At 53.3% G+C, this 19,486-nt stretch carries 22 protein-coding genes; 7 read left to right on the forward strand and 15 right to left on the reverse strand.

Going from position 1 to position 19,486, the window contains the following annotated elements:
- Nucleotides 1–2: 2 nt before the first annotated feature.
- Entirely contained in the window at nt 3–719 is a 717-nt protein-coding gene (rph, locus tag LBF07_RS11900) for a ribonuclease PH (RefSeq protein WP_010426431.1), read from the forward strand.
- Between the two features lie 67 nt (nt 720–786).
- The gene (gene pyrE, locus LBF07_RS11905) at nt 787–1,428 is read left to right on the forward strand and encodes an orotate phosphoribosyltransferase (protein WP_094935079.1); all 642 of its coding nucleotides are present in this window, start codon (nt 787–789) and stop codon (nt 1,426–1,428) included.
- A 40-nt stretch (nt 1,429–1,468) separates the two neighbouring features.
- Here the strand turns inward: pyrE and slmA are convergent, their stop codons facing one another.
- The 3 genes from slmA to coaBC all read right to left on the reverse strand — a co-directional run bounded on the left by slmA (nt 1,469) and on the right by coaBC (nt 3,833).
- A complete protein-coding gene (gene slmA / locus LBF07_RS11910; protein WP_010426428.1) occupies nt 1,469–2,065 on the reverse strand; it encodes a nucleoid occlusion factor SlmA in 597 nt (198 codons plus the stop codon).
- Between the two features lie 120 nt (nt 2,066–2,185).
- Nucleotides 2,186–2,644 carry a dUTP diphosphatase gene (dut, locus tag LBF07_RS11915; protein WP_008502691.1) on the reverse strand — a complete coding sequence of 153 codons (459 nt, stop codon included), beginning with the start codon at nt 2,642–2,644 and terminating at the stop codon, nt 2,186–2,188.
- Nucleotides 2,622–3,833 (reverse strand): bifunctional phosphopantothenoylcysteine decarboxylase/phosphopantothenate--cysteine ligase CoaBC, encoded by a 1,212-nt coding sequence (coaBC, locus tag LBF07_RS11920; protein WP_094935113.1) that lies wholly within the window; start codon nt 3,831–3,833, stop codon nt 2,622–2,624. The genes dut and coaBC overlap by 23 nt, the downstream gene beginning before the upstream one ends.
- Nucleotides 3,834–4,005: 172 nt before the next feature.
- Here coaBC and radC point away from each other — a divergent pair, with 172 nt between their 5' ends.
- From radC to mutM, 4 genes are all read left to right on the forward strand, one after another.
- Nucleotides 4,006–4,674, forward strand: a complete 669-nt coding sequence (radC, locus tag LBF07_RS11925) for a DNA repair protein RadC (RefSeq protein ID WP_023309889.1) — start codon at nt 4,006–4,008, stop codon at nt 4,672–4,674.
- Nucleotides 4,675–4,892: 218 nt separating this feature from the next.
- The gene (rpmB, locus tag LBF07_RS11930) at nt 4,893–5,129 is read left to right on the forward strand and encodes a 50S ribosomal protein L28 (protein ID WP_002436699.1); all 237 of its coding nucleotides are present in this window, start codon (nt 4,893–4,895) and stop codon (nt 5,127–5,129) included.
- 22 nt (nt 5,130–5,151) lie between these two features.
- Nucleotides 5,152–5,319, forward strand: a complete 168-nt coding sequence (rpmG, locus tag LBF07_RS11935; protein WP_003024094.1) for a 50S ribosomal protein L33 — start codon at nt 5,152–5,154, stop codon at nt 5,317–5,319.
- 72 nt (nt 5,320–5,391) lie between these two features.
- The gene (mutM, locus tag LBF07_RS11940) at nt 5,392–6,201 is read left to right on the forward strand and encodes a bifunctional DNA-formamidopyrimidine glycosylase/DNA-(apurinic or apyrimidinic site) lyase (protein ID WP_023309890.1); all 810 of its coding nucleotides are present in this window, start codon (nt 5,392–5,394) and stop codon (nt 6,199–6,201) included.
- 2 nt (nt 6,202–6,203) lie between these two features.
- On the opposite strand, the gene coaD is transcribed toward mutM, so the two are convergent.
- The 7 genes from coaD to rfaQ all read right to left on the reverse strand — a co-directional run bounded on the left by coaD (nt 6,204) and on the right by rfaQ (nt 13,096).
- Entirely contained in the window at nt 6,204–6,683 is a 480-nt protein-coding gene (gene coaD / locus LBF07_RS11945) for a pantetheine-phosphate adenylyltransferase (protein ID WP_023334018.1), read from the reverse strand.
- Nucleotides 6,684–6,686: 3 nt separating this feature from the next.
- Complete coding sequence (locus LBF07_RS11950) at nt 6,687–7,457, reverse strand: glycosyltransferase family 2 protein (protein WP_045887674.1); 771 nt, start codon at nt 7,455–7,457, stop codon at nt 6,687–6,689.
- A complete protein-coding gene (gene waaA / locus LBF07_RS11955) occupies nt 7,457–8,731 on the reverse strand; it encodes a lipid IV(A) 3-deoxy-D-manno-octulosonic acid transferase (RefSeq protein WP_032661923.1) in 1,275 nt (424 codons plus the stop codon). Before waaA ends, LBF07_RS11950 begins: the two co-directional genes overlap by 1 nt.
- Before the next feature lie 66 nt (nt 8,732–8,797).
- The gene (locus LBF07_RS11960; RefSeq protein ID WP_045887675.1) at nt 8,798–9,787 is read right to left on the reverse strand and encodes a glycosyltransferase; all 990 of its coding nucleotides are present in this window, start codon (nt 9,785–9,787) and stop codon (nt 8,798–8,800) included.
- Nucleotides 9,788–9,798: 11 nt separating this feature from the next.
- A complete protein-coding gene (locus tag LBF07_RS11965) occupies nt 9,799–10,899 on the reverse strand; it encodes a glycosyltransferase (RefSeq protein ID WP_206462016.1) in 1,101 nt (366 codons plus the stop codon).
- A gap of 2 nt (nt 10,900–10,901) precedes the next feature.
- The gene (locus tag LBF07_RS11970; RefSeq protein WP_045143053.1) at nt 10,902–12,029 is read right to left on the reverse strand and encodes a glycosyltransferase family 4 protein; all 1,128 of its coding nucleotides are present in this window, start codon (nt 12,027–12,029) and stop codon (nt 10,902–10,904) included.
- On the reverse strand, nt 12,026–13,096 hold the full coding sequence (gene rfaQ, locus LBF07_RS11975) for a putative lipopolysaccharide heptosyltransferase III (protein ID WP_094935081.1): 1,071 nt from the start codon (nt 13,094–13,096) through the stop codon (nt 12,026–12,028). The genes LBF07_RS11970 and rfaQ overlap by 4 nt, the downstream gene beginning before the upstream one ends.
- A gap of 150 nt (nt 13,097–13,246) precedes the next feature.
- Between rfaQ and LBF07_RS11980 the strand changes: the two genes are divergently transcribed.
- On the forward strand, nt 13,247–14,203 hold the full coding sequence (locus tag LBF07_RS11980; RefSeq protein WP_094935082.1) for a polysaccharide deacetylase family protein: 957 nt from the start codon (nt 13,247–13,249) through the stop codon (nt 14,201–14,203).
- A 23-nt stretch (nt 14,204–14,226) separates the two neighbouring features.
- Here LBF07_RS11980 and LBF07_RS11985 read toward each other — a convergent pair whose 3' ends face one another.
- From LBF07_RS11985 to rfaF, 5 genes are read right to left on the reverse strand one after another with little or no spacing between them, the layout of a single operon-like run.
- On the reverse strand, nt 14,227–15,438 hold the full coding sequence (locus LBF07_RS11985) for an O-antigen ligase (RefSeq protein ID WP_206462015.1): 1,212 nt from the start codon (nt 15,436–15,438) through the stop codon (nt 14,227–14,229).
- On the reverse strand, nt 15,426–16,334 hold the full coding sequence (locus LBF07_RS11990) for a glycosyltransferase family 2 protein (RefSeq protein WP_033147037.1): 909 nt from the start codon (nt 16,332–16,334) through the stop codon (nt 15,426–15,428). The genes LBF07_RS11985 and LBF07_RS11990 overlap by 13 nt, the downstream gene beginning before the upstream one ends.
- A 5-nt stretch (nt 16,335–16,339) precedes the next feature.
- Complete coding sequence (locus tag LBF07_RS11995; RefSeq protein ID WP_033147036.1) at nt 16,340–17,449, reverse strand: glycosyltransferase family 9 protein; 1,110 nt, start codon at nt 17,447–17,449, stop codon at nt 16,340–16,342.
- Nucleotides 17,450–17,452: 3 nt separating this feature from the next.
- Complete coding sequence (rfaC, locus tag LBF07_RS12000) at nt 17,453–18,436, reverse strand: lipopolysaccharide heptosyltransferase RfaC (RefSeq protein ID WP_033147035.1); 984 nt, start codon at nt 18,434–18,436, stop codon at nt 17,453–17,455.
- A 3-nt stretch (nt 18,437–18,439) separates the two neighbouring features.
- Nucleotides 18,440–19,486 (reverse strand): ADP-heptose--LPS heptosyltransferase RfaF, encoded by a 1,047-nt coding sequence (gene rfaF, locus LBF07_RS12005; RefSeq protein WP_033147034.1) that lies wholly within the window; start codon nt 19,484–19,486, stop codon nt 18,440–18,442.

A 19,486-nucleotide genomic window follows, 5' to 3' on the forward strand; every position in this document is an offset into this window, starting at 1 on the left:
TCATGCGTCCATCAGGCCGTAGCGCCAACCAGGTGCGTCCCGTCACCCTGACCCGTAACTATACAAAACACGCTGAAGGCTCCGTGCTGGTTGAGTTTGGTGACACTAAAGTGCTGTGCACCGCCTCCATCGAAGAAGGCGTTCCGCGCTTCCTGAAAGGTCAGGGCCAGGGTTGGATCACCGCAGAATACGGCATGCTGCCGCGTGCGACCCATACCCGTAATGCCCGTGAAGCGGCAAAGGGTAAGCAGGGCGGCCGTACCATGGAGATTCAGCGTCTGATCGCGCGTGCGCTGCGCGCCGCCGTTGACCTGAAAATCCTTGGCGAATTCACCATCACTCTCGATTGCGACGTCATTCAGGCAGACGGCGGTACGCGTACCGCATCCATTACCGGCGCCTGCGTGGCGCTGGCGGATGCCCTGAACAAGCTGGTTGCGGCCGGTAAGCTGAAAACCAACCCAATGAAAGGCATGGTTGCGGCGGTTTCTGTTGGTATCGTTAACGGCGAAGCGCTTTGCGATCTGGAATACGTTGAAGATTCCGCAGCCGAAACCGACATGAACGTGGTGATGACCGAAGACGGTCGCATCATTGAGGTGCAGGGCACGGCGGAAGGCGAGCCGTTCACCCACGAAGAGCTTCTCTCCCTGCTGGCGTTGGCCCGAGGGGGAATCGAATCCATTGTAACGACGCAGAAAGCGGCGTTAGAAAATTGATTTTAAAGGCGACCAATGAGTCGCCTTTTTTTTGCCTGTAAGACAGAAAAACCAAAGGAGCAAATCCATGAAATCGTATCAGCGCCAGTTTATTGAGTTTGCGCTTAACAAGCAGGTACTTAAGTTTGGCGAATTTACGCTGAAATCCGGGCGTAAGAGTCCCTATTTCTTCAACGCCGGGCTGTTTAATACCGGGCGCGATCTGGCACTGTTAGGCCGTTTCTATGCCGAAGCGCTGGTGGATTCCGGGATTGAATTTGACCTGCTGTTTGGCCCGGCCTATAAAGGCATTCCGATTGCGACCACCACCGCGGTGGCGCTGGCGGAACACCATGACCGCGACGTGCCGTACTGCTTTAACCGCAAAGAAGCTAAAACCCATGGTGAAGGCGGGAATCTGGTCGGCAGCGCGCTGCAGGGCCGCGTCATGCTGGTCGATGACGTGATTACCGCGGGTACGGCGATCCGCGAATCAATGGAGATTATCCAGGCCAACGGTGCGACGCTTGCTGGCGTGCTGATTTCTCTGGATCGTCAGGAGCGTGGTCGCGGTGAAATTTCCGCTATTCAGGAAGTCGAACGCGATTACAGCTGCAAAGTGACGTCGATTATTACCCTGAAAGACCTGATTGCGTATCTGGAAGAGAAGCCTGAGATGGCGGACCATCTGGCGGCGGTACGTGCATACCGGGAAGAGTTCGGGGTGTAATTAAATTGCCCGGTGGCGCTACGCTTACCGGGCTTACGGATTACTGCAACTGAGCAGCCACTAATGGCCAGCGGGCGTCAAAATCGTCCGTTGGACGGTATTTGAATTCGCTACGCACAAAGCGGGAGAGCATCCCTTCACAAAACGCCAGAATCTGGCTCGCCAGCAGCGTTTCATCAATGGTGTAACCTTCGCCTTCACGCATTTTCTTTTCGCGCAGTACCTGGCGCAGCTGCGCTTCAATACGCTCGAAAAGCTGGTTAATGCGGCCCTGCAGTCTGTCCTGTTCAAACATCAGCGCGTGGCCGGTGAGGATACGGGTTAAGCCCGGATTGCGTTCACCGAAGCCCAGGATTAACAGCACAATCAGACGCAGACGCGCGGTCGTGTCTTTTTCGTCTTTCAGAATCAGGTTGATGCGCGTGATCAGGCTGTCTTCAATAAACTCGATCAGGCTGTCAAACATCCGGGTCTTGCTCGGGAAATGACGGTACAGCGCCGCCTCAGACACGCCTACAGAGGCGGCCAGTTTAGCGGTGGTGATGCGTTGACTGCCATCGCTGGATTCAAGCATCAGAGCCAGAGATTGAAGTATTTCTTCGCGACGATTCCTTTTCGCGGTTTGTTTTTCTGCCATGTTACAAAATACCCCTGAAAATAAGCACTTGCCAGGCTGGCATCCACACAGCGACCGCAAACGGGCGTTTGCGGTTTGTTATTGCATTATAACGCTGTGAGATACGTGTCTTTCGGGCCGTTATTTGCGCCCGGAATGGCCGAAGCCGCCTTCGCCACGGTCGGTGGCGTCAAAGTCTGCCACCAGGTTAAATTCTGCCTGTACCACCGGTACAAAGACCATCTGGGCGATACGCTCGCCAGGTTCAATGGTGAAGCTGTCCTGACCACGGTTCCAGACGGAGACCATCAGCTGACCCTGGTAGTCTGAGTCGATCAGGCCGACCAGGTTACCCAGCACAACGCCGTGCTTATGGCCCAGACCAGAACGCGGCAGGATCACTGCTGCCAGAGACGGGTCAGCAATGTGAATCGCCAGGCCAGTTGGAACCAGGGTAGTGGCACCCGGAGCCAGTTCTACGGCGTCATCGAGACAGGCGCGCAGGTCAAGACCGGCAGAGCCGGAGGTGGCATAGGTTGGCAGCGGGAATTGCTCGCCAACACGCGGGTCCAGAATCTTAACGTCGATTTTTTTCATCATAACGGGTAACGATCTCGTCGAGTAATTGTTGGCCCAGGAGTTCCTTGCGCTCAAGCGGTAAGACTTTATCTCCATCCTGCCAGAAAAGGTGCAGTGCGTTGCTGTCGCTGTTAAATCCTTGTGTGGCCAGCGATACGTCGTTCGCGCAAATCAAATCGAGGTTTTTGCGGGTACGTTTTTGCCGGGCATATTCTTCCACATTATTCGTTTCTGCGGCAAACCCAACAACGTATGGACGATGGCTTTTTAGTGCGGCGACACCGGCGACAATGTCCGGGTTTTTCACCATTTTTATTGTTAATTCATCGCCTTGCTTTTTAATTTTAGCCTCGGCGATAGTCTCGGCACGATAGTCTGCGACGGCCGCACAGCCGATAAAAATCTGCTGGCTTTGCGCATGTGCCTGCACGGCGGCTTCCATCTCCAGCGCGGTGGTGACGTCAATTCGCTTCACAAACGCAGGGGTAGGCAGCGATACCGGGCCGCTCACCAGCGTGACGTTCGCGCCACGCCTTGCGGCGGCGGCGGCAATCGCAAAGCCCATTTTGCCGGAGCTGTGGTTGGTGATGTAGCGCACCGGATCCAGCGGCTCGCGCGTGGGGCCCGCGGTAATCATGATGTTGAGATGTTGCAGATCGTTGACAGGCGAAAAATGGGCTGCGGCTATATCAACAATCGTCAGCGGATCAAGCATGCGACCCGGGCCAACGTCGCCGCAGGCCTGGCTGCCGCTGTCCGGACCCCAGATAAGCAGGCCGCGTGAGGCCAGCGTCTCCAGATTGTGCTGGGTGGCCGCGTTACGGTACATCTGCTGGTTCATGGCAGGAACGACGGCAACAGGCGCAGGGGTGGCCAGACAAATGGTGGAGACCAGGTCGTTTGCCATACCGGCTGCCACCCGAGCGATTAAATCAGCCGTGGCGGGAGCGAGGATAACCAGGTCTGCCCATTTTCCCAGCTCAATATGGCCCATCGCGGCTTCGGCGGCCGGATCGAGCAGGCTGTCAGATACCGGGTATCCTGAAACGGCCTGCAGGCTCAGGGGAGTGATAAAGGCTTTACCGCCTTCGGTTATCGCGACCCGCACGTCAGCTCCGCGCTCGCGCAGACGACGCACCAGCTCCGGCGCTTTATAAGCAGCAATGCCGCCGCTCACGCCAAGAACGATTTTTTTACCGGCCAGGCTCATCATGATTCTTTCCTGTTGGGTTTCACCAGAGAGCGGGCATTTTATCACAATCCCCAAAGCGGAGTGATTTTGTACTTCGTCCACTTTGCGAGGCGCTACGCAAGAACTCAATGTGGCCGTCGAGCGACGGATTGGCCTGTGGCAGCATGAGGTTAAAAAGGGGAGAAAGAGCATGGAAGAAGAGGATGAGGAGCTGCTGCCGCGCGAAAAACTGCTGCGCTATGGCGTTACCCTGTTAAAAGACGATGAACTGCTGGCGCTCTTTTTACGTACCGGAACGCCCGGAAAAACGGTATTTACGCTGGCAAAAGAGCTGATAGCACATTTCGGTTCGCTGTACGGTTTATTGACCGCCGATCTGGCGCAGTTTAAGCACGTTGAGGGAATTGGCGTGGCGAAATATGCCCAGCTGAGGGGCATTGCTGAACTTGCCCGCCGTTTTTACAATGTCCGCATGGAGAAGGAAGATCCGATCCTGACGCCAGAAATGACGCGTGAATTCCTGCAAAGCCAGTTAACTGATATTGAACGCGAGATCTTTATGGTGATCTTTGTCGATAACAGAAATCGGGTGCTGAAACATAGCTGTCTCTTTGCGGGCACGTTGAGTCACGTTGAGGTGCATCCGCGTGAAATTGTGCGGGAAGCGATAAAAGTGAATGCAGCGGGCGTGATCCTCGCGCATAATCACCCCTCTGGCTGTGCAGAACCGAGCAGAGCGGACAAAGAAATCACCGAACGCATTATCAAATGCTGTCAATTCATGGACATTCGTGTGCTGGACCATCTGATAATTGGCCGCGGTGAGTACATTTCTTTCGCAGAACATGGCTGGATTTAGGCTATTTCTCGCGATCCATCGGGATCTTTGTCTGTTCGGGACTTGAGCACACCGCCGAGTCAGCGTATACTACGCCACCTTTGAGAATCTCGGGTTTGGCATTTGGGCCTGGCAATCGAGAGTTCACTTAGAACTATGCGATGACCGGGCTGTAAAGCCTGACGAGGCGCCGATACCCCATACGAAGCTCGAGCTAATTTGATTTTTGGAGAATAGACATGTCCCGAGTCTGCCAAGTTACTGGCAAGCGTCCGGTGACCGGTAACAACCGTTCCCACGCACTGAACGCGACTAAACGCCGTTTCCTGCCGAACCTGCACTCTCACCGTTTCTGGGTTGAGAGCGAGAAGCGTTTTGTCACCCTGCGCGTATCTGCTAAAGGTATGCGTGTAATCGATAAGAAAGGCATCGATACAGTTCTGTCCGAACTGCGTGCCCGTGGCGAAAAGTACTAAGTACTTAAAGAGGAAATAAATCATGGCTAAAGGTATTCGCGAGAAAATCAAGCTGGTTTCTTCTGCTGGTACAGGTCACTTCTACACCACCACGAAGAACAAACGTACTAAGCCGGAAAAACTGGAACTGAAAAAGTTCGATCCAGTTGTACGCCAGCACGTACTGTACAAAGAAGCTAAAATCAAATAATTTTAGATTCCTTGTATCGAAAAACCCCGCAACTGCGGGGTTTTTTGCATTCTGTATCTCAACGGAGGAACTATGCCTGAATTACCTGAGGTAGAAACCAGCCGTCGCGGCATTGAGCCCCATCTGGTCGGCGCGACGATTCTTCACGCGGTGGTCCGCAATGGACGTCTGCGCTGGCCGGTGTCCGATGAGATCCATGCCCTGAGCGATAAACCCGTCCTTAGCGTACAGCGTCGCGCGAAATACCTGCTGCTGGAACTGCCCGACGGCTGGATTATTATCCACCTGGGGATGTCCGGGAGCCTGCGCATTCTTACCGAAGAACTGCCTGCGGAAAAGCACGACCACGTCGATCTGGTGATGAGCAACGGCAAAGTGCTCCGTTACACCGACCCACGGCGCTTTGGCGCGTGGCTGTGGACGAAGGAGCTGGAAGGGCATAACGTGCTGGCGCATCTGGGCCCGGAGCCGCTCTCAGACGCGTTTAACGCAGAATACCTCAAGGCGAAGTGTGCGAAGAAGAAAAGCCCGATTAAGCCCTGGCTGATGGATAACAAGCTGGTGGTCGGCGTGGGGAATATCTACGCCAGCGAATCGCTGTTTGCGGCGGGGATCCATCCCGATCGGCTGGCCTCTTCGCTGTCGGCGCAGGAGTGCGAGCTGCTGGTCCGGGTGATTAAAGCCGTATTACTTCGCTCGATTGAGCAGGGCGGGACAACGTTGAAGGACTTCCTGCAAAGTGACGGCAAGCCGGGCTATTTTGCCCAGGAGCTGCAGGTGTATGGCCGTAAAGGCGAACCGTGCAGAGTCTGCGGCACGCCAGTGATTGCCACGAAGCACGCCCAGCGCGCCACGTTCTACTGCCGTCAGTGCCAGAAATAAGGCTACTTTAGCTTTTCCATCAATGCCTGGTGGACGTTAGTCGGCAGGAAATGGGTGACATCGCCGTGATGACGCGCCACCTCTTTTACCAGTGTGGAAGAGATAAACGACCACTCTTTGGAGGGCATCAGGAACACGCTCTCCAGCTCCGGCATCAGATGGCGGTTCATGTGCGCCAGCTGCATCTCATACTCGAAGTCTGCCACCGCGCGTAAACCACGGATCAGAATATTGGCCTGCTGAGCGCGGGCGAAGTTTGCCATCAGGTCGCTAAACCCGACCACCTCAACATTCGGCAGATGCGAAATGGCATCGGTGGCGAGCTGTACGCGCTCGTTGAGATCAAACATTGGCTTTTTGCTGGGGCTGGCGGCAATGGCCAGGATCACCTTGTCGAACATGCACGCCGCACGGGTGATGATATCAAGATGACCGTTGGTGATCGGATCGAAGGTACCCGGATAAATCGCTTTTGTGCTCATGGCTCACGTTTTCTCTGAGTAGCCGCGGCAGAGCGCCCACAGCTCGGTGTATTTGTTGAAAGTATACTGGGCATTCACAACCGCGAGTAACCAGCCCTGCTTGCCGTCCAGGACGCCACCACGCAGCAGCAGCGTTTTCAGGAACGCGCCCAGCGTGTGGGTGAAGATACCCGTCAGCGAGGCCTTCTTGCCACGCTGGTGACGCTCCTGAGCCCATGCGGTGGCATAGTTGAGCTGTTTACGCTGGAAGCTCGCGAAATCACGGCAGGTCAGGTGCAGCAAATCGCCCGTCAGGGGAATCACCTGGGCGCTATCGCAGCTCAGGGATTCATGCACCAGATTGTCGTTGTATTGATACCGCTCGCGCTCGTAGAGGCGCATCACGCGGTCAGGATACCAGCCGCTGTGGCGCATAAAACGGCCAAGGAAGTAGTTGCGGCGGGCAATGCTGTATACGGCGCCAGGCTGGGGCGAGGAAATCACCGCCTGAATGGCCTGCTGAAGCTCAGGCGTGATGCGTTCGTCGGTGTCGAGCATCAGGACATAATCACCTGTGGCATACCCCTGCGCGCGCTGGCGCTGGATGCCATAGCCCTGCCAGTCAGCGTCGACAAAGACTTTTGCGCCCGCTGCCCGGGCAACGTCCACCGTGTTGTCCGTACTTCCAGAGTCAAGAATGACTATCTCGTCAGCCCAGGCAACCGACGCCAGGCAATCCGGAAGCAGGTCGGCGGCGTTTTTGGCGATCATGACGACCGACAGGCGCGTTGACATCAGTGGCTCCGCTGGGGCAGATAAGGTTGCAGAAGCTGCAGCAGTCGGGTCAGCGCGCCCTGGTTCTGGTGCAGCACTTCGACGGCATGACGCCCGTACCACAGGCGATAATCTTCGTCAGTCAGAAGGGTCGATACCTCTTTGACCACCGAATCCGCATCGGTCACGGTAATTAAACCATCGGCCTGCTGTAGTTTCGCGCAGATATCTTTGAAGTTAAACGTGTGCGGCCCCATCAGCACCGGAATAGCGTGGGCTGCCGGCTCCAGCGGGTTATGACCGCCGCGTTCGACCAGGCTGCCACCGACAAACGCGAGGTCAGCGATTCCGTACAGCAGCATCAGCTCGCCCATCGTATCGCCAATCACCACCTGGGTGCTGCCGGAAGGAATTTCACCGCTGCTGCGCAGCGTGAAGCTGAAGCCGCCTTTCTGCACCATTTCACGGGCATCTTTAAAACGCTCCGGATGGCGAGGCACGAGGATCAGCAGTAAATCAGGGAATTTTTCCAGCAGCTTGCGGTGAGCCTGCAGAATGATCTCTTCTTCGCCATCATGAGTACTGGTGGCAATCCAGACCTGACGACGCGGGGCCCACTGGCGACGCAGCGTGATCGCACGGGCGGCGAGTTCAGGGGTAACGGAAATATCAAATTTCAGGCTGCCCGTTACCGCAAGCTGGTTGCGTTTCAGGCCCAGCGCGATAAAGCGTGCCGCATCCTCTTCGTTCTGCGCGGCAATCAGCGTAATTTTGCTCAGCAGGCGGCGCATAAACTTACCCAGCTTGCCGTAACCTTTCGCCGAGCGCTCTGAAAGGCGGGCGTTGGCAATGACCAGCGGGATTTTACGGGCATGCAGGGCGGAAATCATATTCGGCCACAGTTCGGTTTCCATCACGATCACCAGCTTCGGGCGAACGGTATTCAGGAAACGATTCATGGCGCAGGGCAGATCGTAAGGCAGATAGACGTGCTGCACGTCTTTACCGAAAGCGGATAACGCGCGCTCCGAGCCGGTTGGCGTCATCGTCGTGACGGTGATTGGCAGCGAAGGGTAGCGGTGACGCAGGGCGCGAACCAGCGGGATCGCCGCCAGCGTTTCACCGACAGAAACGGAATGCAGCAAAATACCGTCCGGTACGACTTTATTGCGGCAGAAGCCATAGCGTTCAGCCCAGCGTTTACGATACGCAGGCGCTTTCCGGCTACGAAGCAACAGTCTCAGCCACACCAGTGGCTGAATGATGTAGAGCAGAGCGGTATACAACAATTCCAAGCGATTATCCGTTTTTTTAGTTTCGGCGGGCAAATTCTAAGCATTTAGGCCAGGTAAAGCTATCTCTTATGCCAGATACCGTTTCAAACGGAAATAACGTCGACCCAGCCGCCAGCGCAGACGCGGACTTTTTGCACTTTTCCAGATGAGTTTCCAGATGCCTGTTTCGAAGAACTCTTTAATAATCATTGATTTCTTCTTCTCATCCTTCATGTTGTCGAAGGTGTGAATAATGCCCAGCCCCTCTTTGGCAATTTGCCAGTGGCAGGCAGGGATCCCTTTCACTTTATCCGGGTAGCGCTGATTGATGGCGTCGAGCATCTGCAAGATTTTCATGTAGTGACGCGCGGAGCGAATCAGCGTGTCGTCATTGTCCGGCATATGGGACACCGATGCAGAGTGAATGTAGTAGTCGTAATAACGTTCACTGGTGTACTGAACCCGCTCTGCCGCGAGCAGCACTTCGGTGGTCCACGGAATATCCTGATGGCGCAGGCCGGGTTCGAAATGGAAATTGTGTTTACGGATAAAGTCGTGGCGATAGATGTTCAGCCAGGTGACGTGAAGGAATTTACGAGAGTCCAGCGCCATTTTTAACCACGCAGGGCCAGCCATGACCCCAGTCGAAGCCAGTTTGTCTTCAGGGAAGATCGGGCGCGAGGGTTTCTTGTTATTCTCCCAGACGTAGTTCCCGTTACAGGTGGCGACATCCAGATCCTGCGTGACGGCCATATCCAGCAGGTGTTGGTACATGCCGGGTTTAAAGACATCATCAATATCCGGGAAAGAAAGATATTGACCCGTCGCAACGGCCAGACCGGTGTTACGCGCGATGGATACGCCCTGGTTTTGCTGTTCTATGACCTGCAGCTGCGGCAGTTTTTCTCGCCAGTTTTCGACGATCTCCATCGAGCGGTCAGTAGAGCCGTCATTGACAATGATGACTTCCATGCTGTCGATGCGTTGATTGACAAGGCAGGTAAAGAACTGATCCAGGAAAGCTTCACCGTTATAAACGGCAACCACCACGCTTAACAATGGGGCTGAATTTTGCATAAGAAACCTGATTATTTTTGATTGTCGACCAGAGCAATATATTGCTGGCAAATGGCATTGATACCGAACGACGCGATGGTTGTATCGCCAACGACCGGTGGGGCGGTATAAATATCCGCCAGCGTTTTTGCCAGTGACTCGTCATTTAACTCTGCCAGCCCGCGCGCTAAAGCGCCGATGAGGATTTCGGCAGGGCCTCCGGGGCAATTTGTACTGACCGGTGGCGTCTGGCAGATAATGGCTTCGACCAGCACATTACCAAAACCTTCGCAGTCAGAACTTAACACTAAAAGGCGTGCCCCTTTAATCCAGGGATAGGGATTGGACTCGAACGGGCGGAAAACCGTTTTGTTTTCAATACCCAGCTCGGCAGCAAGCTGCTTGAGTTTTTGAATTTGAGCGTCAGAACCATTGCCCATCATGACCAGCGTTGTGTCAATTTTACTCAGGGCGAACGCACGTAAGAGTCGGTCGTGGCGTTTGTGCTCATGGAAGCGGCCAACATGAATAATGTAATCCTTTCCCTGCATCTCGAAGGGCGCATCCGCCAGACGCTGAATTTCAGGAATATCGAAAGGATTATGGATAACCGCTTTGCGTCGAAGATTGAGCGCCAGCGTCTCGGAAAGATCTGTCAACACGGCGCCTGAGACGGCGACAACGTTGCGGTTTTCGTAGGTATGACGAATTTTAAGATGTTTAAACCAGCGCGAAAGTCCGCTGCGATGGCGAAGATAGGAAAACGAGAACATGCCGTGCACGCAGAACCAGACTTTGTCACGTTCCAGCGCGCGGCAGTGCGACACAATGCGGTCTGTTTTGTGCAGGTGAGAGAACACCACATCAAATTTGCCGCTGCGCTCAGCTTGCTCAATCGCCTGATCCAGCAGTTGGGCGCGGCGTGGGATTTCCGTCAGCTTTCGCCACGGTTTTTTACATGTGTCCTGAACAACCTGATAATTGATGCCGTCCGGGATGGCGTAGTCGCACACTTTCCGCAGAGAGAATAGAGAGACCTGATGTCCCATTTCTATTAATCCACGGGAGAGCGTAAGAACCGTTTTTTCAGCTCCTCCACCGGGTAAACCATCAATAATCATTAGGATGCGCATTTTTAATCCAGTAATTTTTGATAAAGCGTAATAAGCTGACTTGATAGTTTTTCGGGAGTGGCGTCTTTTACACGTTCACGTGCCGCTCGTCCCATATTGTTATTTTTTTCCAGTGAAGGAATGGCGGCTACCGCTTCCTTCAGTGTACTGATATCAAGTGCGTCACAATAAAATCCGTTCTGGCCTTGTTGAATAAACTCTGCACCACCGCAACTCTCTGAAGTAATGACGGGCAAGCCGCAGGCCATCGCTTCAAGAATGACGTTAGGAAAGGGATCATACAGCGTTGGCAACAGTAAACCATCGGATAGCTGATAAAAAGGCAGAGTTTCTTTTTGCACCCCCAGGAAACGGATTTGCCCCTCGCAGCCTAACGAACGGGCGAGGTCGCGATAACGACGCTCTGCTTTATCTTGCCCAACCACAATCAGCCAGGCTGATGTTCCAGCGATAGCGCGTATGGCGCTGGCTAATCCTTTTCGTTCAAACCCTGAGCCAACAAAACAGAGCACAACGGCATCGGCTGGCAAACCAAATTGCTGGCGCAGCATCGCACGCTGTGCCTCCTGGGCCGGAACGAAGCGGCTGGAATCAATAGAATTATAAATCACATGAATTTTATTTGCGTCAATATCAAAGTCTTCAACGATTTCGCGTTTGATCATCTCCGCATTACAGATTACGGCTTTCAGCTCGGGCGCCTGATACATTTCCCGTTCCGCACGCATCACGTAGCGGTGATAGCGGTCATACATCAGCATTTGCGCACGCCAGGCAGGTAAAATGCGCGCGCGCTGCAGCAGCCAGCGACGATGCACCCCATCACCCGCGCGATAGATATCACAACCCGGGATGCGCTCATGGCTTTGAACAATATCAAACTGCTGTTGCTGCCACAGCGCGCGCGCGGCCTGTGCAAATCCGCGCTCTCGACTGATGCGGCCCCATTTTTGAGGGTTGCAAATGTGGATATGCCAGTCGTCTTGCTTCTCTCCCTGCCACTCACGCGTGATGACGTTGAGCTCAAGGTTCTGATTGCTCAGCGCGGTGAGAGCGCGCGAAACGAAGCGTTCCGCTCCGCCATCAGGGCGATACTTTTGGCGAACAATGGCCAGACGATGGTTTTTCATGACAGATATCTCCTTGCGGCGGAGACGACAGCATCAACGGGAATGGCGTCGAGATAGCGTTCTTTCGTTTTGGTATCAATGGCATCCGGATCGGGTAGCGGGCCGTAATCGCCGGCCCAGATGACTTCACCGTTGACTTGCCATGGAGACCAAAACGTGAGTTTAGAAGGGCCAAATAGCGCCACGCAGGGCGTTTGCAGCGCGGCGGCCATATGCATTGGAACGGAGTCAACGCCGATAAAAAGACGCGCATGATCGATAAGTGAGGCCAGCTGGCGCAACGTTAGCTGGCCCGCCAGCGAGACGACTCCCGTCTTTGGCGAGGCGGCGAGAATGCGATCGATCATCGCCAGCTCTTTTTTATCCGGCCCCGCGGTGAGCACAACCGTATGACCATCCTGCTGCAGTGCAGTAATGGTTTGCGCCATTTTGTCTTCGCTCCAGCATTTAAAGAACCAGCGGGACGTCGGCTGGATCACGATATAGCTGTCGCCCACAGCCGTCTGCGTCAGCTTTTGGCGGGCATGATCCCAGTCTTCTGCGGTGTAAGCCATGGTGACGGCAGGCTGCGGCGCGACCGGTAATGGCGCCAGAATGGAGAGATTCTGTTCGACCGTATGCAGGGATTTGTGGCCGTCGACAGAGACCAGATCGGTGTGACAAAAACGCCAGAATGAACTGTTGCGTTTGTTAAACGCGAATCCGAGGCGAACGGGTGCACCGGTGAAACGGGTGACGATCGCGCTACGCCATTGATCGGCAAGGTTAATCACCAGATGATAATGCTGATTTCTTAACGCACGCAGCAACTGCCACTCTTTTTGAAGATGCTTCAGCGTGCCAAGCTGTTTCCATTTACGATCGATTCCATAAATTGTACCGATCGTCGGATGCGCGGCGAGCATATCGCGCGTTTCTTCATACAGCAGGACATCAATCTGCGCCTGCGGCCATTTTTGACGTAGCGAATCAATGACGGGAGTGGTCAGCAACATGTCGCCATGATGGCGGAGTTTGATAAGTAAAATGCGCAAATCAGGTGTGTCAGGTAAGTTATTCATCATCATCTTATCGGCGTTGTACTGATGGCAATTCTAATAGACCTGATAGCGACTTGCACTCTTTCTCCATAATCTCAGTAATTTCCCTGGAAGGGTTTACTCATGCTTTGGAGAGTGCGTAACATAGCGCTAACTTTCCTGTCTTGCGGACTCATTATGAACAAACCAGCGTTTATCATCACAATTGATACTGAGGGCGATAATCTCTGGCAAAATCACCGCGTCATTAAAACGGAAAATGCGCGTTATCTGGCGCGTTTCCAGGCGCTTTGTGAGCGTTTCGGCTTTAAGCCCGTGTGGCTGACCAATTACGAGATGGCGATCGAACCCGTTTTCATCGAATTCGCCAGGGACGCAATCGCCCGCGGTCAGGGGGAGGTGGGAATGCACCTTCACGCATGGAATAGCCCGCCGGAGCACGATCTCACGGGCGATGACTGGCGATGGCAGCCTTATCTGGTTGAATTTTCGGATGAGGTGATGCGCGAAAAAGTGCTGTTCATGACACGCCTGCTGGAAGAGACCTTCCAGACCAAAATGTTAAGCCACCGTGCCGGACGTTGGGCATTTGACAGTCGCTACGCAAAATTGCTCGTTGAACTGGGCTACCAGGTGGATTGCTCCGTGACGCCACGCGTGAACTGGCGCAATGCGAAAGGCGCCCCACAGGGTAATGGCGGAACGGATTATCAGCATTTCCCCGACCACGCCTATTTCATGGATTTAGACAATATTTCCCGGGCAGGCCATAGCCCATTACTCGAAGTGCCGATGAGCATTCAGTATAAACACCCGGCGTGGTTGAACACGATCAAACAGGGTTACGACAGGCTTCGCGGTAAATATCGCTCTCCCTCTGTGAACTGGCTAAGACCGTCCGGTGGGAATGCGGCGCAAATGATTCAGGTCGCACAGCAAAGCCTGTCGCAGGGAAGTGAGTACGTGGAGTTTATGCTTCATTCGTCGGAATTTATGCCTGGCGGAAGCCCAACGTTTAAAGATGAGGCGGCGATTGAAGGGTTGTATCAGGATTTAGAAACGCTTTTTAGCTGGTTATCCGATAAGACGGTAGGGATGACGCTGGCGGAGTTTTATCAATACAAGAAAAAATAATGCCCGCCAGGCGGGCATTATCATTAGCGTTGCCTGGTTTGCGAAAAAGGGGGACTCAGCGCAAACACGGTGACAAAGAAGATTAAAGCCTCAGAACTCAACAGTATGACGTCAGTCAGGCCATAGAGTAATAAAAGAAGCATGGTCGTCAGCAGCAGGCCATTTCTGTTTTTAAGGGCGTAAACGATCATCGATATATAGAAAAACACTAATATCGCCAGCCCTGGGATCCCCTGCAGAGAATATTTCTCAATAAACTCATTGTGCAGATGCACCCTGATAAACTCGAGTGCAGCCGCGAGGTGTGGGTGCCCATTTTTCACATATTGCTGTGTCCATATTTCGCGGTCTTCAACTGACTGCCCTAAAGGATGGGCCAGCCCGTTTTGAATGCCAACACTCCACATAGAAAAACGTGCGCCGAGCGAGGTTGCATCATTACCTTTTTGATAACTTTCAACTTCAGCTTGTGTTTGTTGTAGCTTGGGTAGGATTAATGGTTTGTAGCTAACGATAACAATACCCGCCACAATACATAAGAAAATCAGCGTAGATTTAAGGTGTATTCTTCTGAAGTGATAAAGCGTGAGTACAATCGCCAGGAGTAGATATAACCCCATTGCGGCACGGGTGCCCGTTAGAAGAATGACGAAATAAGATATTAAGATGATGAGTCCTGCGGCTACATACAGTTTGATATTTTTCTGTAGATAAAGGCTGTATACAAACGCCAGTGACAATACAGAATAAACATAGGCCGACACGGTCGCACGGTTTACGGCCATCTCGATACGCCCCATACCCTGTGAAGCCTGCCATAAGCCATAGCCAGTGGCGAGTATAAACCCTGCACCAGAGGCGTATAAAAAATATTTCTGGAAGGATGCTCTATCAATATAAGACTTAAACCGGTCAAGGTAAAAAATGAGAATACTTGCCAGAATTAATTTTTTACTTGCACCGAGATAATCGCTATAAACGTTCAGACCTTCGCTATGATATTCATACACCAGATACCAGCCAAGATTAAGCAGGCCAATCAATATAATCGGCAATGCGATAGAAAAAGGACGCATTGTGATTTTTTTATATTCGCACGCTAAGCCGATAATGCTGGCATAAATCGCAATATAGAAAAACTCTCGCTGCTTACCTGAACTCAGCAGCGCCAGCGCAAGCGAAATAAGGCTCAAAATCAGCGTCAGCTGATAAAGCCGCAGTTTTACTTTTTCCATAATGCCTCAATGACCCTTTTTTTGTAGCTGAAACGTACATCTCTGGTAAAGAAGAAAGAGAGAGAATAAAGTGCATTGACCCGCTGTTTAACCAGTTTGAGTTGCAGGTCAGTCAGATGCTGCCGGTGGTTTCTGTAGATATCAAACCAGTGACAATTAACAAGATGCTTAAAAGAACGAGGGAATGTTTCTTCCATTTGTAATGTGCAATCAACCAGCGTAGCGATTTTACTGGCGTCGAGACGGCTCGACAAACTGTCGTTACGTTTGATGTAATAATAATGTCCCTGACGCTGATAGACTATTTTACTCGATTGCATCAGCATGCCGGGAAACACGGCAAAATCTTCATAGCAGACCATCGAAGGAATCGGGTTATTCACATACAATTCCCGATGAATGAATTGCCCGATGAGATGTGCCTGAAAATCTTTGTGCTGCAGGAACCGCTTTATTGCCTCATGTTGTGACAAAGCAACAGGAGAGAACCCCTGCCAGTCGGCTGTCATTTTTTTGGTGTCGCGAATTTCCAGCAGGCGCGTCAGGAGCATATCAGGGCGCTCTGATTTGAGAAACGCCACCGCGTCCCTGATGCTGCCCGGTTTCATCCGGTCATCGCTATCCAGCATGGTAATGTATTCACCTGTGGCCAGCGAGAGGGCACTGTTTCGAACATGGCCTACGTTACGGTACTCGACGTATCGGGATTGCGCATTCGGAAGCATTGGCAGCCACGCTTCAATAATATCCTGCGTTGAGTCGTTTGAACTGTCGTTAAAGATAATGATCTCTACATCATCCCACGCACCCTCAATCGCGTTTTGCAGGCTTTCTAGCGTGGTGTGAAGCGTATCTTTGGCGTTATGCGCGGCAATAATGATGCTTAGAAAAGCCATAATAATTAGTTTCCCTGAGCATCAAAGGAGTATGCGTCTGTATTAATTGTGGGTAACTCGCAAATGAAGTGTTTGAGTTCACGTAGCGCTTCGTCTGTTACAGCGAAGAGTTCTTCCCGGCTCTGTGAGAAGTAATATCGTGTTTCAAAAACATATGAGCAAATGTTGTCATCATTACCAATCAGCAATACGTTGCCCAGCGGACGCTGTTCATAGTGGCAACAAGGCCCGAACAGTAAGATTACCGGCACGCCGACTGCATCGGCAATGTAGACATTCCCCGAGTCAGACGCGATATAGCAATCCATTTTAGAAATGGCCCACGGCAGCTCTTCAAGCGAGATTTTGCCAATCAGATTAATAAAGTTGGGCAGTTCACCGTAAGCGCGGGTGATGTCGTCCATCCACGATTGTTCATTCGGGGCGCCAAACACATAAAATTCGCAGGGCAGGTCGGCGAGACGATCGGAAATTTGCTTCCAGATGACCGGCGGAACGGTTTTCGCTTTATTTCCCGCGGCTACGCTGATGCCAATGCGGATCACGCCGGGTTTATCGAGGATTGCCGGATAGGTCGCAGGTTTGAAAAGTGGCTTTGTGGCGTGCTTTGGCGAGTCTTGCCAGGTTAAGGTGCGATCGGCCAGTTTGAGATAGTTCGTGACTGAAAGAGTCTTCTTACCGTGTTCAACAGTACCGTCTGCCGTTGCATAGAAAATACCGTGATACCATCTGCGCGTGTAAGTGCTTAAAAACTGTTTGTTTTTAGCGTTACACACGGAGGCGAAAAAGAGGTTCACGCTATTGGGTTGCAGGAGATAGACATTGTCATAGCGGTTCATGATCCGGCAGGCAAAGACCAGCTTTCGCCACAGGTTACGCTTATGCTGCTCGATAAAAAAAATCTCATCGATCGTCTCATCATGCTTCGCCAGCGCACCCACGCTACGACTGATGAGCACGTCGCTTTTTTGCAGGTATGCCAGAAGGGGCGTTGCATTAACAAAATCGCCGATTTTTGCTGTCTGAATGACCAGGTTTTTACCTGTCTCTTTGCGGAACAGCTTCCGGATAAGCTTCACCGGAAAGAGTAAAATCAGCAGAAATACGTAACTCATGCGTTAGATATCCCTGTTGGAAAGCCAACGGCTGCCCTGTAAAAATGAAAAAATAGCATCTGCGCTGATATCCTTCGTTTGCTGGGTCGGGCTGACCATCTGATGCTGGTTTTTACCGTAACCCCCGATCAATCCGGGATCGGTCGGACCAAAAATCGTAATATTCGGACGATCCAGCGCCGCGGTTAAATGGCTTAAACCTGTATCAACGGAAACAACAGCATTCGCTCCCGCCAGCTGCGCGGCAACCTGCGCCAGCGTGAGTTTCGGCAATACCTCGACGTGTGAAAAACCTGCTGCCAGACGCTCTGCACGCTGCCGCTCATGTTCAGCGCCCCAGGGCAGTTTAATATGGATGCCGGTAGGTTGCATTAGTTCAATCAGGCTTCGCCAGTGCGTTTCCGGCCAGTGTTTATCGTCGCGCGTTGTGGCATGCAGGAAGACAAGATAAGGCTGCGCACAGGGATCTGTATTGCGCAAAAAGTGCTGCGCAATGGCGTAGTCGCCCTGGGTTTCCGGTTTCGCATAGCCCAGACTTTTTGCAAACAGCTCGCGGGTACGTTCTACGGCATGCTGTTGCTTTACGATGTGGTGCCGACGGTTATAGAACAGGCTCGCCAGCGGTTCGCGGGCGGTATGCCAGTCCATGCCGTGCTTTACGCCGTGTGCCAGACGCGTCACCAGCGCGGCGCTTTTCACCAGCCCCTGGGCGTCGATGATGGCGTCGTAATGCTGTGCCCGCACCGCCTCACGGAAGGCTTTGCGTTCGGCTTTAATCGGCGCGGAGAACCACGCTTTGCGCCAGCGGCGGATCGCCACCGGGATCACGCGGTCAACCGCTTCATGCCAGGTGGGGATCTGCGCGAAGCCTTCTTCCACCACCCAGTCAAAACGAATGTCGGGAATGGCCCGCATGGCGTCCGTCAGTGACGGGAGCGTATGCAGAACATCGCCCATCGAAGAAGTTTTAACGATCAGTACCCGCATTCGTTATCCTTCTTCGCTCAACAGCAGTTCGTTAAGCTCTTCGAGAACGCGCTCTGGCGTAATGTCGATCAGGCTCTGATGGTAGCCTTCTGCGGCATCGCCCTTGCGTACTTTGTGATAGCCGGTGATCAGGCGGATGACGCGCGCTTTATGAGAAAGCGGGGGCGTGAAGTCCGGGCTACTTGGGCCATACAGCGCCACCAGCGGGCGGTTTAGCGCGGCGGCGACGTGCATCAGGCCCGAATCGTTGCTGACCACGGCCTCACAGGCGGCAATCAGAATAACAGCCTGTTCAAGCTGCGTTTCTCCCGCCAGGTTGCGGCACCAGGCCTGCTGTTCATTACTGAGCGTCGCGAGAATTTCGTTGCCTGCCTCGTGGTCCTTTGCCGAACCGAACAGAACAATCTGGTAGCCTTCGTCAATCAGCTGTTTCGCCAGCTCCGCATAGTGATAGTGCGGCCAGCGTTTTGCCGGGCCGAACTCGGCGCCGGGGCAGAAGCCAATCATCGGGCGTTCAGACGAAAGGCCAAACGCGCTGCAGGTCTGGGATTTTTCACCGTCGTTAACCTGAAGCTGTGGCCACAGCAGCGGCTGCGGCAGATCTTTCGCACTGCGCATCACGCCTTTGTCGTAGGCCAGCGCCACATAGCGCTCCACCATCAGCGGCCAGGCCTCTTTATCCAGCACCCGCGCATCGTTCAGCAGGCCGTAGCGCATTTCACCGCGCCAGCCGGTGCGATGTGGGATACCTGCAAAGAAAGGCACAAGGGCGGATTTAAAGGAGTTTGGCAGGACATACGCCCGATCGTAGCGCTTATCGCGCAGGCTATGGCCGAGCTTGCGGCGTTCGCCAATTTCCAGCGCCCCGTGGCCAAGCGGCATCGGGATCGCCTCGTTCACTTCCGGCATACGCGACAACAGCGGACGGCACCACGCGGGTGCCATCACGTCGATTATCGCCTGGGGATAACGCGCCTTGAGCGTGCGATAGAGACTTTGCGACATCATCATGTCGCCCACCCATGACGGGCCGATCACCAGAATCTTCAT

This window comes from Enterobacter cloacae complex sp. ECL352 (assembly GCF_020149545.1).
Taxonomy (GTDB): domain Bacteria; phylum Pseudomonadota; class Gammaproteobacteria; order Enterobacterales; family Enterobacteriaceae; genus Enterobacter; species Enterobacter asburiae_B.